We start from the raw sequence: 11,637 nt of genomic DNA on the forward strand, positions 1-11,637 counted from the left end.
GTTCGGCGAGGTCACCGCTATGCAGGAGACCGAACGCGCCATCCGTACCGCCGTGCAGGCGGCACAGAAGATGGCCGAGATCCGCGTCGACCATGTCATCGCCTGTTTTTCGGGGGCCAATCCCCGGTCTTACGGGCTGGACGCGCAGATCGATCTGGAAACGCAGATGGTCAGCGAGGCGGACATCGGGCGTGTCCTGAGCGCCTGTGACGTGCCGGAATACGGGGCGGGGCGCGAGGTGCTGCACGCCCAGCCGGTGAACTTTGCGCTCGACAACCGTTCGGGCCTGATCGACCCGCGCGGCCAGCTGGGTCAGACGCTGGCGGTGGACATGCATATGCTGACCGTCGACGCCTCGGCGATCTACAACCTTGTCCAGTGCATCAAGCGCTGCGATCTGGAACTGGCGGGGATCGCCAATTCGGCCTATGTCTCGGGTGTCTCGGCGCTGGTCGAGGACGAGCAGGAACTTGGCGCGGCCTGTATCGACATGGGCGGCGGCACCACCAGCGTGTCGATCTTCCTCAGGAAACACATGATCTATGCCGATTGCGTGCGCATGGGCGGCGATCACGTCACCGGCGACATTTCGATGGGGCTGGGCATCCCGGCCTCGGTTGCCGAGCGGATCAAGACAGTCAATGGCGGCGTGCATGCAACCGGCGCCGACGACCGTGACCTGATCGACATCGGCGGCGATACCGGCGACTGGGAACACGACCGTCGCACCGTCAGCCGGGCGGAACTGATCGGCATCATGCGCCCAAGGGTCGAGGAAATCCTCGAAGAGGTGCGCATGCGCCTTGATGCCGCCGGTTTCGAACACCTGCCCAGCCAGCAGATCGTGCTGACCGGCGGCGCCAGCCAGGTCACCGGCCTTGACGGGCTGGCCAGCCGCATCCTTGGTCAGCGCGTGCGCCTGGGTCGCCCGCTGCGGGTTCACGGCCTGCCGCAATCGGCCACCGGTTCGGGGTTTTCCTCGGCCGTGGGGCTCAGCCTGTTTGCGGCGCACCCGCAGGATGAATGGTGGGATTTCGAAGTGCCGTCGGATACGTTCAACACCCGCCCGTTCAAGCGGGCGGTGCGCTGGTTCAAGGACAACTGGTAGTCTGAACGCGCGCTCAGCCCGGCCAGGCAAAGGACCGGGCCGAGCGCATCATCGCGTCGATGGCGGGCGGGAACCTGCGCCCCGGCACCGTGACCATCGCGATCTCGCGGCTTACCTCGGGCTCGGACAGCGGGCGCTGGATGAGGCCGGGCAGGGTTACCGAATATTCCGGCATGAAGGCAAAGCCGATCCCGGCCAGCACCATCGCCTGCACCCAATCCTCGCGTTCCGACCGGAAGCGGGCATAAAGTTCGATACCGTTCTGTTCGCAGACCTCCGTTACCATTTCCCGCAATTCGCAGGCCAGGCGATCGACATAGTCCTGCCCCGAAAGATCGGCGAGGGTGACCGCATTGCGCGCCCTCAGTGAATGGTCGGGGGGCAGGACCACCACGTAGCGCTCGGAATAGAGCGGGTGCACCCGGAACCGGTCGCGGACGTCGTCGGTCACGGTCATCACGACGGCGTCGAGCTCGTCATCGGCCAGCAGCCGTGACAGTTCGGGGGCCGGGGCCTCGCGCACCGCCATTTCCATGCCCGGATGGTTGCGCTTGAACTCGGCCAGGAACCGCGCCAGCCGCACATGGCCGACCGTCGCCATCACGCCCAGCCGGATCGGCGCCTTGTCCAGCAGGCGGAAATTCTGCGCCAGCATCCGGGTGGCTTCGGTTTCCTCCAGGATATGCTCCAGATGCGGCAGCATCGACCGCCCGAACTCGCTCAGCAGGATACGCCGCCCTTCGCGATGGAACACCGCCGCGCCCAGTTCCTGTTCAAGCGCCTTGATGCCCTTGGTCAGGGCGGGTTGCGACACGTCGCATTCTTCGGCGGCCTTGGTGAAATTCAATGTACGCGCCGCCGACAGCACGTACCGGACCTGAGACATTTCCATGTGACCTGACCCCTCTTGCGACCCCTTCATCAAAGGATACCGCAAAATGCCCAAACCGTCAGTTATCGATCCATAACGTGGGGCCGGTGGTCGATGGCGGGTGGCGGTGTTTCAATGGTCGCATCAACCGCAACACCGGACGGGAGGAAACTGACATGTCGGTATTCATGGTGGAACGCAGTCTCAAGGGGATCAGCATGGAGGATCTGGCCGGCGCACAAAAGGCGGCGATCAGCACGGCGGAATCCATGCGCGGGCAGGGGGAGCAGATCAACTATATCCGCACCACCTTTGCGCCCGAGGATGGCCGCTGCATGTGCCTGTTCGAGGGCCAGAACGCCGACCAGGTAAAGCGCCTGAACGACACCGCGGGCCTGCCCTATGACAAGATCGTTCAGGCGCTCGATCTGACCCCGTAATTCCGACCGGGGCGCGCGGCGATTTCTTTGCGCCGCGCCCCTATTTGTCCGGTGACAGCCGAAGATCACCATGTTACACATCACATGAGCGCCCGCAAAAGAGGCGCCGCAGAGGGTCGGGCAGGCCCGCGAACATGAAAAGAGATCGCTGATTCCCGTAATGTCGCATTGCGGGCTAAACTTTTTGTTGTGCCGCGTGTGCACCTTCCCCCCATATTTGCGCAAATTGGCGAAATGCCGCGTGTTGAGATGCTGAATCTTCCATATTTTGTGGCAGATTTGCGTTTTTGGCGTGACGTTTGGAAATTGCATATGTAGGATTGGCTGTGGATAGGTCAGAAAAATCCCGCGTTTTGCGGGCAAAAAATACAGGCGGACAGAGCATGACATTGAATCTTTCGATGCCCGGGCAAGAAGAACTGAAGCCACGGATTACGGTTTTCGGCGTCGGCGGCGCTGGCGGCAATGCCGTCAACAACATGATTGAAAAACAGCTTGAAGGCGTCGATTTCGTTGTCGCCAACACCGACGCACAGGCGCTGCAGCAAAGCCAGTCGTCGGCGCGCGTGCAGCTGGGCGTCAAGGTGACCGAAGGGCTGGGCGCGGGCGCGCGTCCCTCTGTCGGCGCGGCGGCGGCCGAGGAAAGCATCGAGCAGATCGTCGATCATCTGGCCGGGGCGCATATGTGTTTCATCACCGCTGGCATGGGCGGCGGCACCGGCACCGGCGCGGCCCCGATCATCGCACAGGCTGCGCGTGAGCTGGGCGTGCTGACCGTCGGTGTGGTGACCAAGCCTTTCCAGTTCGAAGGCGCCAAGCGCATGCGTCAGGCCGAGGACGGCGTCGAGGCGCTGCAGCAGGTGGTCGATACTCTGATCATCATCCCGAACCAGAACCTGTTCCGCCTCGCCAACGAAAAGACCACGTTCACCGAGGCCTTCTCGATGGCCGATGACGTGCTGTACCAGGGCGTCAAGGGCGTGACCGACCTGATGGTGCGGCCGGGCCTGATCAACCTCGACTTTGCCGACGTCCGCGCGGTGATGGACGAGATGGGCAAGGCGATGATGGGCACCGGCGAAGCCGATGGCGAAGACCGCGCTGTTCAGGCCGCCGAAAAGGCCATCGCCAACCCGCTGCTGGACGAAATCAGCCTGCGTGGCGCCAAGGGCGTGCTGATCAACATCACCGGCAGCCACGATCTGACGCTGTTCGAGCTGGACGAGGCCGCGAACCGCATCCGCGAGGAAGTAGACCCGGATGCCAACATCATCGTCGGCTCGACACTGGACCCGGCCATGGAAGGCACCATGCGCGTGTCGGTTGTTGCCACCGGTATCGACGCATCCGACGTGCATGCGGAAGTTCCCGTCGCCCGCCGCCGGTCGATGTCGGCCCCGCTGACGCAGAAGACCTCTGCCGAGGAAAAGGCACCGGTTGCGGCTGAACCCGCGCCTATTGCCGCCGAAACCCGGCCCGAGCCGGTGGCCGAGCGCGAACCTTCGCTGTTCGAGGCATCCGAGCCCGAAGAAGAGACCCACATCGACACCAGCTTTGACAACGAACCCGAAACGATGGAAGACGACGGCCTGCCGCCGCCCGCCTATCAGCCCAGGGTTCCGGAATTCGAACCGCAGGTCGACAGACACGAAGAAGCGGCCGAGTCCTTTGTCGCGCCGCGCGCTCCGGCACCGGGAACGCCGTCTCCGGAAGCGTTGCAGCGGCTTCAGGCCGCAGTCAAGAAAGTGCCGTCGTCGCAACAGCGCCGCCCCATGGTCGACCCCGTGCAGGCAAAGCCCGAAGTGCCCCACGAAAAGTCGCGCTTTGGCTTCAACAAGCTGATCGACCGGATGACCGGACACGCTGCCGACACGCCGTCGCAGCCGGTGCGCCACCAGCCGCCCGTGCGCCATCGTGACGCTACGGCACCCGCGCATGACGAGGCGGATCCCGAGCAGGAGCGCATCGAAATCCCCGCCTTCCTGCGGCGTCAGGCCAACTGAAAGCGGTAACAAATTAAGTATCCGGGGTCGCCGCTGGGCGGCCCCTTTTCTTTGCGATTCAGATGGTTATATCGCTGTGAGCAGGGTTCTGCCGATCTGTTACACACTTGTTTCATTCGGTTACAAAGAGTGAATTGTACGTAACTGCCCGGTCCCTTAACTGATTTGCCAACACAGCCCCTTGAGGTTGGACACGGCTCGCAGAGGCATATCTTGCAAAATACGCTCAAATCTCCGGTCACGTTCAAAGGCGTCGGCCTGCATGGCGGCCAGCCTGCCACGATGGTCCTGCGCCCGGCGGCTGCCGGTCACGGCATCTGGTTCAAACGCACCGATATTGAGCTTGGCAATGCGATGATCCCGGCCTCGTACGACGTGGTCGAGCGCACGCCGCTTTGCACCCGTCTGGTGAACGAGGCCGGTGCCTCGGTTTCGACGGTCGAGCATATCATGGCGGCGTTGGCCGGATGTGGTGTTCACAACGCGCTGATCGAAATCGACGGCCCCGAAGTGCCGATCATGGATGGCTCGTCCCTCGACTTCGTGCGCGGGATCATGGCGCGCGGCGTGCGTCAGCAGGCCAGCCCGGTTCTGGCCTTCGAGGTGCTCAAGCCAGTGACCGCGCAGCGCGAAGGCGCGCAGGCCACCCTGCTGCCCGCCGACGGGCTGACGATCGAGTTCCACATCGATTTCGAGGACGAGGCCATCGGCCGTCAGACCAAGACGCTTGATATGCGCAACGGATCATTCGCGCGCGAACTCAGCGATTGCCGCACGTTCTGCCGCCGCTCGGATGTCGAAGCGATGCGTGCCAACGGCCTGGCGCTGGGCGGCACGCTGGACAACGCGGTTGTGGTTCAGGGTGCCGAAGTGCTGACCCCGGGCGGCTTTCGCCACGCGGACGAGGCGGTGCGCCACAAGATGCTGGATGCGCTGGGTGACCTTTACCTCGCGGGGGGGCCGATTCTGGGCCACTACATCGGTGACAAGTCCGGTCACACGATGACCAACACGCTTTTGCGCAAGCTTTTCGAGACGCCGGGCGCGGTACGCCCCGTGCTGTGCACGCCCGAACAGGCCGCACGCCTGCCGGGACAGGGACTTGTCTGGGCGGAAATCCCCGAAGTCGCCTGACACCCAATCTTGATCGCGGCAAATCAGCGAAGGCGTTGATAAGGCGTTTTGCACCGGAATTTTATGTGCTAGACCGAAGCCCGATCAGGGGTGAACCCAGCGACAGTAGAAGGCAAGGATGGGCGGTATGGTTGGCAGCAAAGCGGCAGTCAGGCTTGCGGGTGCGATTCTTCTGACGGTTGCTCTGGCGTCATGCAGCGGGTTCGCCCGGCGGTCGGCAGACCGCACGCAGAATCTTGAAGGCTATACACCGGAACAGATCTTCGCCCGTGGCGAATACGAGCTGGCGCAAAGCCGCGAGGACGATGCGGCGTGGTATTTCTCGGAGATCGAGCGGCTTTATCCCTATTCGGACTGGGCGCGGCGGGCATTGATCATGCAGGCCTTTTCGTATCATTCCGACAAGAACTATGAGGAAAGCCGCGCCGCCGCGCAGCGTTACATCGATTTCTACCCGGCGGACGAGGACGCGGCCTATGCCCAGTATCTGCTGGCGCTCAGCTATTACGACCAGATCGACGAGGTGGGCCGTGATCAGGGCCTGACCTTCCAGGCGCTGCAGGCGCTGCGCACGGTGATCGAGGTCTATCCCGACAGTGAATACGCCACCTCGGCGATCCTTAAGTTCGACCTGGCCTTTGACCATCTGGCCGGCAAGGAGATGGAGATCGGGCGGTTCTACCTGCGCAAGGAACATTACACCGCCGCGATCAACCGCTTCCGCGTCGTGGTCGAGGATTTCCAGACCACCACCCACACCGCCGAGGCGCTGCACCGCCTGGTCGAGGCCTATCTGTCATTGGGGCTGGTGGACGAGGCGCAATCCGCAGGCGCGATCCTGGGCTACAACTACCAATCCAGCGAATGGTACGAGAGCAGCTACAAGCTGCTGACCTCGCGCGGGCTGAAACTCAAAGCGAGTGGCAACAACTGGCTCAGCCAGATCTACCGCCAGTCGATCAAGGGACAATGGTTGTAAGCGTCATGCCGACTGGTCTGGGAGACTAGGGCCGATGCTGCGGGCGCTTGATATTCGCGACATGCTTATCATCGACCGGCTTGAGATGTCCTTTCAGCCGGGCCTCAACGTACTGACCGGCGAGACCGGGGCGGGCAAATCCATCCTGCTTGATTCGCTTGGGTTCGTTCTGGGCTGGCGCGGGCGCGCCGAGCTGGTCCGGCAGGGCGCGGAACAGGGCGAGGTCGTGGCCGAGTTCGATTTGGCCGAGGGCCACCCGGCCCTTGCAGTGCTGGCCGAGGCAGGCATCCCGGCGGGGGAGGCGCTGATCCTGCGTCGGGTCAACACGGCGGACGGGCGCAAGACCGCCTGGGTCAACGACCGCCGCTGCTCGGGCGACGTGTTGCGGGCGCTGTCGGAAACACTGATCGAACTGCATGGGCAACACGACGACCGGGGTTTGCTGAACCCGCGTGGTCATCGCGCGATGCTCGACACGTTTGCCGGTCTGGACGCCGATCTCGGCGCCGTACGCGGCGCGTGGGCGGCCCTGTCGCGCGCCCGCAAGGCGCTGGAGGAAACCGAGGCGGCGGTGAATGCCGTCCGCGCCGAGGAAGATTTCCTGCGTCATGCCGTGGGCGAGCTGGACAAGCTGGACCCGCAACCGGGCGAGGATGCCGAGCTGGACGCCCGGCGCCGGATGATGCAGGGCGCCGAACGTATCCGCGACGACGTGGCCCGCGCCTTTGACCTTTTGGGCGGCGATGGCGCCGAAGGCGCGATGGGCGACGCATTGCGCTGGCTCGAAGGCGTGTCGGACAAGGCGGGAGGTCAGCTGGAACAGCCGATCGCCGCCCTTGGCCGCGCCCTGATCGAGTTGGGCGAGGCGCAGGACGGTGTCGGCGCGTGCCTTGAAGCGCTGGATTTCGATCCTACCGAACTGGAACGGGTCGAGGAACGCCTGTTTGCGATCCGCGCGCTGGCCCGCAAGCACGATATTGCCCCCGACGATCTGGGCGGGTTTGCCGAAACGCTGCGGGCGCGGCTGAACCAGCTTGAGGCCGGCGATGCCGCACTGTCGGATCGCCGCGCGGCGCTGATGGCGGCGCAGCGCGCCTATGACACCGCCGCCCGCGCCCTGACCGCCGCCCGCGCCGAGGCCGCGGGGCGTCTTGACCAGGCGGTGATGGCCGAACTTGCGCCGCTCAAGATGGAACGCGCGGTGTTCCGGACCGACATGACCGAGGCCGAGCCGGGCCCCGAGGGCCGCGATATGGTGGCCTTTACCGTGGCCACCAACCCCGGCGCGCCTGCCGGGCCGCTCAACAAGATCGCCTCGGGCGGCGAACTCAGCCGGTTCCTGCTGGCGCTCAAGGTTTGCCTGTCCGGCGATGACAGCGCCCGCACCATGATCTTTGACGAGATCGACCGGGGCGTCGGCGGCGCCACCGCCGATGCCGTCGGGCGCAGGCTGGCGTCACTGGCGCAGGACGGGCAGGTGCTGGTCGTCACCCATTCACCGCAGGTCGCGGCGCGTGCCGCGCATCACTGGCGGGTGCAGAAACAGGTCGAGGATGGCCAGACCCTGTCGACCGTGCTGCGGCTGGACCCGGACGAGCGGGTGGACGAGATCGCCCGCATGGTCGCGGGCGACACCATCACCGACGAGGCGCGCGCGGCTGCCCGCGCCTTGCTGCATGCCTGATCCGCGACCCTGCCGCAACGCGCGGGCCATAGTGTCGTGAACCGTCTTTTCTGTTGGGCTCTCGTGGCTTACTAAGGGATATCCGACGAACCGAGGGACGCGATGACACAGTCCACCCGCACCGTGTTGCGCAATCAGATTCAACAGGCCCTCGCCGCGATCAAGGATGCTTGGCGCGTGTTGCGCCGGCGCGGGCCCAGCCAGATCCAGTTCTGGTTCATCGCCCTTATGATCGGCATCGCCGCTGGCTTTGCCGCGCTGTTCTTTCGCAAGGGCATCGCCGCGCTGCAGGCCAATCTGTACGGAACCGACAACGTGCAATATCTGCACAGTTTCGCGGAAAAGCTGCCGTGGTACTGGATTCTGTTCATCCCGATCATCGGCGGTCTCGTGGTTGGCCTGATCCTGAATCATTTCACCGATGACGGACGGGTGCGCTCGGTCGCCGACGTGATCGAAGGCTCGGCGCTGACCGATGGGCGGGTGGAAACCCGCGCCGGGATCGCGTCGATGGTGGCCTCGCTGATCACGCTCAGTTCCGGCGGCTCGTCGGGCCGCGAAGGCCCTGTGGTGCACATGGCGGGTGTGATCTCGACCTGGGTCAGCGACCGGATACATGCCGACGGCATTACCGGGCGCGACCTGTTGGGCTGCGCCGTGGCGGCGGCGGTTTCGGCCAGCTTCAACGCCCCCATCGCGGGCGCGTTGTTCGCGCTTGAGGTGGTACTGCGCCATTTTGCCGTTCACGCCTTTGCCCCGATCGTCATCGCCGCTGTCGCGGGGACAGTGATCAACCGGCTGGAATATGGCGACGTGACCGAGTTCGTTCTGGACACGCCCGGTTCGCTGCAATTCTACGTCGAACTGCCCGCCTTTTTGCTGCTGGGGCTGATCTGCGGGTTGGTGTCGCTGCTGCTGATGCGCTCGATCTTCTTTGCCGAGGATATCGGAACCCACATCCAGAACCGCCTGTCGCTGCCGCGCTGGCTGCGTCCGGCGGTGTCGGGCGCAATGCTGGGCCTGATCGCCATCTGGTTTCCGCATATCATCGGCGTGGGCTATGAAACGACGATCCTTGCGCTGAGTGGCAAGCTGGCCCTGACCACGGCCATCGTGTTCGCGGTGGTCAAGACCGTGGCGCTGGCCATCACCATGGGCGGGCGCATGGGCGGCGGCGTATTTTCCCCGTCGCTGATGATCGGGGCGCTGACCGGGCTGGCATTCGGACATATCGCCACCGGGTTTCTGCCCGCCGTGTCGGGCACCGATGCGCTTTACGCCTTTGCGGGCATGGGTGCGGTTGCGGCGGCGGTGCTGGGCGCGCCGATCTCGACAACCCTGATCGTGTTTGAACTGACCGGTGACTGGCAGATCGGTCTTGCGGTGATGGTGTCGATCTCGATGTCCACCGCGCTGGCCTCGCGGCTGGTGGACCGGTCTTTTTTCCTGACCCAGCTGGAACGGCGCGACGTGCATCTGGCCGCAGGTCCGCAGGCCTATCTGCTGGCGATGCTGCGCGCGGGCGCGGTGATGCGCCCGCTGGGCGATCCGCGCGCGCTAAGCGCCGGGGAGTGCCATGAACTGGCCGCTCAGGGCCTCTGCATCAGCGCCAGCTCGACGCTTGAGGCCGCGATGCCCTTCTTCGACCGTGACGACGTGGATTGCATTCCGGTGGTGATCCGCGAGGCGGACGGCACCGAAACACCGGTGGGCGTGCTTTATCACATCGACGCGCTCAAGGCCTATAACCGCGCTCTGGCCGCCACCGCGGCCGAGGAGCATTCGTGATCGGTCAGAGCTGCTCCACCTTCACCGAGTCGCTGAGAACGAAGGCCACGTGATCCTTGATCTCGGCCACGGGCGCGTCCGGGTTTTCATAGCTCCATGCCGCGTCATTGGTGACGGACGACATGTTGACGATATGAAAATAGGTCGCCTCGCCCTTGTGCTCGCAACTGGCGACCTTTTCGGACCGGTCCAGAAATGCCATCGCGATGTCGGCGCGGGGAAAATAGATGACAGGCGGCAGATCACCTTCGCTCAGCTCCAGCGCATTGGTCGTCTCGCCCAGGATTGCTCCGCCCGAACGTACGCTCCATTTACCGGGAGCCTTCCGAATCTTGATGTGATCAGTCATTCCTGTTCCTTCCGTATACGTATCAGAGCCTCGTTCGTGCCCTTTTCCTGTGACATGCAGATGTCAGATCGTTGAGGTCGCGGCATCCAACCACAGCCGCGCCTGTGCGCCAAGCCTCGGGCCGACCCTTTCCGCAACGTCGCGATGATAGGCGTTGAGCCAGGCCCGTTCATCCGCGCTCAACATATCCACCACAATCAGCCGCCGGTCAATCGGGACATAGGTCAGTGTGCGCCAGTGCAGCATGGCGCGTTCGGCATCGCCGCCGGGCAGGGTGGGGGCCTCTTCCACCACGACGAGGTTCTCGATCCGGATGCCGAATGCTCCCTCGCGGTAATATCCCGGCTCGTTCGACAGGATCATGCCCGGCTCCAGCGGCACGTGGCTGAGGCGCGACAGGCGCTGCGGCCCTTCGTGCACGCTCAGATAGGTGCCGACGCCATGCCCGACCCCGTGGTTGAAATCCTGTCCCGCCAGCCACAGCGGTGCGCGCGCCACGCATTCGATATCGCGCCCGGCCAGCCCGACGGGCCAGCGCAACATCGACATGGCGATCATGCCTTTCAGCACGCGCGTGAAACAGGCTTTTTCGTCGTCCCCGACCTCGCCGATGGCAATGGTGCGGGTGATGTCGGTGGTGCCGTCCAGATACTGTCCGCCGCTGTCCAGCACCAGAAGGTGGCCGTTTTCCAGCACGCTGTCGGTGTCCTCGGTCACCCGGTAATGCATGATCGCGCCATTGGGGCCGGTTCCAGCGATGGTGTCGAACGAGATTTCCTGCAACGCATTGTCCTTGCGGCGGCAACTTTCCAGCCGGGTGACCACCTGCGTCTCGCGCAGGGTTCCGGGCGCCTGGCCATCCAGCCAGCACAGCAGTTCCACCACTGCCGCCGCATCGCGCAGATGTGCCTCGGCAGTTCCGGCGATCTCGGCGGCGTTCTTGCGTGCCTTGGGCAGGGCGCAGGGGTCGCCGCCATCGACCAGCCGGTCGCCCAGTGTATCCGCCACGATCTGCGGCACCGTGCCCATGTCCACCTGCACCGGCCCAGCCAGGGCCTTGACCGCGGGCAGGAACCCGTCGGGATCGTGGACCGAAACCTGCGACCCCAGATGCCCGCGCACCTCGCCGAGCTTTTCTGCCGCCATGAACAGGTCAACCCGGCCATCGCCGTGCAGAATGGCAAAGCCATGCGCCACCGGGTTGCGCGGAATGTCCGAGCCGCGAATGTTCAGCAGCCACATGATCGAATCGGGCAGGGTGATCACCGCAGCCTTGCGCCC

Annotated in this window: 10 protein-coding genes; 7 read left to right on the forward strand and 3 right to left on the reverse strand. The window is 64.4% G+C overall.

Annotation, left to right across the window (positions count from 1 at the left end):
• A partial coding sequence (ftsA, locus tag AC2FLX_RS21065; RefSeq protein WP_496875532.1) for a cell division protein FtsA occupies window positions 1–1,108 on the forward strand: 1,108 nt, incomplete at its 5' end.
• Between the two features lie 13 nt (window positions 1,109–1,121).
• Here ftsA and AC2FLX_RS21070 read toward each other — a convergent pair.
• A complete protein-coding gene (locus AC2FLX_RS21070) occupies window positions 1,122–2,000 on the reverse strand; it encodes a LysR family transcriptional regulator (RefSeq protein WP_480749166.1) in 879 nt (292 codons plus the stop codon).
• A 155-nt stretch (window positions 2,001–2,155) separates the two neighbouring features.
• On the opposite strand from AC2FLX_RS21070, the gene AC2FLX_RS21075 reads away from it, so the two are divergent.
• The 6 genes from AC2FLX_RS21075 to AC2FLX_RS21100 all read left to right on the forward strand — a co-directional run bounded on the left by AC2FLX_RS21075 (window position 2,156) and on the right by AC2FLX_RS21100 (window position 10,007).
• Entirely contained in the window at window positions 2,156–2,419 is a 264-nt protein-coding gene (locus AC2FLX_RS21075) for a DUF4242 domain-containing protein (protein WP_480749167.1), read from the forward strand.
• Between the two features lie 383 nt (window positions 2,420–2,802).
• The gene (ftsZ, locus tag AC2FLX_RS21080) at window positions 2,803–4,422 is read left to right on the forward strand and encodes a cell division protein FtsZ (protein ID WP_496809980.1); all 1,620 of its coding nucleotides are present in this window, start codon (window positions 2,803–2,805) and stop codon (window positions 4,420–4,422) included.
• A gap of 213 nt (window positions 4,423–4,635) precedes the next feature.
• The gene (gene lpxC, locus AC2FLX_RS21085; protein WP_480749169.1) at window positions 4,636–5,556 is read left to right on the forward strand and encodes a UDP-3-O-acyl-N-acetylglucosamine deacetylase; all 921 of its coding nucleotides are present in this window, start codon (window positions 4,636–4,638) and stop codon (window positions 5,554–5,556) included.
• Window positions 5,557–5,683: 127 nt separating this feature from the next.
• Window positions 5,684–6,535: an outer membrane protein assembly factor BamD gene (locus AC2FLX_RS21090; protein WP_480749170.1), complete on the forward strand. Its 852-nt coding sequence runs from the start codon at window positions 5,684–5,686 to the stop codon at window positions 6,533–6,535.
• A 34-nt stretch (window positions 6,536–6,569) separates the two neighbouring features.
• The gene (gene recN, locus AC2FLX_RS21095) at window positions 6,570–8,219 is read left to right on the forward strand and encodes a DNA repair protein RecN (protein WP_480749171.1); all 1,650 of its coding nucleotides are present in this window, start codon (window positions 6,570–6,572) and stop codon (window positions 8,217–8,219) included.
• A gap of 102 nt (window positions 8,220–8,321) precedes the next feature.
• A complete protein-coding gene (locus AC2FLX_RS21100) occupies window positions 8,322–10,007 on the forward strand; it encodes a chloride channel protein (protein ID WP_496809981.1) in 1,686 nt (561 codons plus the stop codon).
• Between the two features lie 4 nt (window positions 10,008–10,011).
• On the opposite strand, the gene AC2FLX_RS21105 is transcribed toward AC2FLX_RS21100, so the two are convergent.
• Together AC2FLX_RS21105 and AC2FLX_RS21110 are read right to left on the reverse strand one after the other, a co-directional pair.
• Window positions 10,012–10,356 carry a DUF427 domain-containing protein gene (locus AC2FLX_RS21105; RefSeq protein WP_496745429.1) on the reverse strand — a complete coding sequence of 115 codons (345 nt, stop codon included), beginning with the start codon at window positions 10,354–10,356 and terminating at the stop codon, window positions 10,012–10,014.
• A 63-nt stretch (window positions 10,357–10,419) separates the two neighbouring features.
• Window positions 10,420–11,637, reverse strand: a 1,218-nt coding sequence (locus tag AC2FLX_RS21110; protein ID WP_496875533.1) for an aminopeptidase family protein P, incomplete at its 5' end; no start/stop codon positions are given.

The organism is Ruegeria sp. YKSF57 (assembly GCF_059612585.1).

What these genes read in the sequence shown, in the direction of transcription:
- recN (WP_480749171.1), top strand. Translation starts at nt 6,570, where the DNA reads ATGCTGCGGGCGCTTGATATTCGCGACATGCTTATCATCGACCGGCTT.
- AC2FLX_RS21070 (WP_480749166.1), bottom strand. Translation starts at nt 2,000, where the DNA reads ATGGAAATGTCTCAGGTCCGGTACGTGCTGTCGGCGGCGCGTACATTG.
- AC2FLX_RS21105 (WP_496745429.1), bottom strand. Translation starts at nt 10,356, where the DNA reads ATGACTGATCACATCAAGATTCGGAAGGCTCCCGGTAAATGGAGCGTA.
- ftsZ (WP_496809980.1), top strand. Translation starts at nt 2,803, where the DNA reads ATGACATTGAATCTTTCGATGCCCGGGCAAGAAGAACTGAAGCCACGG.
- AC2FLX_RS21090 (WP_480749170.1), top strand. Translation starts at nt 5,684, where the DNA reads ATGGTTGGCAGCAAAGCGGCAGTCAGGCTTGCGGGTGCGATTCTTCTG.
- AC2FLX_RS21100 (WP_496809981.1), top strand. Translation starts at nt 8,322, where the DNA reads ATGACACAGTCCACCCGCACCGTGTTGCGCAATCAGATTCAACAGGCC.
- AC2FLX_RS21075 (WP_480749167.1), top strand. Translation starts at nt 2,156, where the DNA reads ATGTCGGTATTCATGGTGGAACGCAGTCTCAAGGGGATCAGCATGGAG.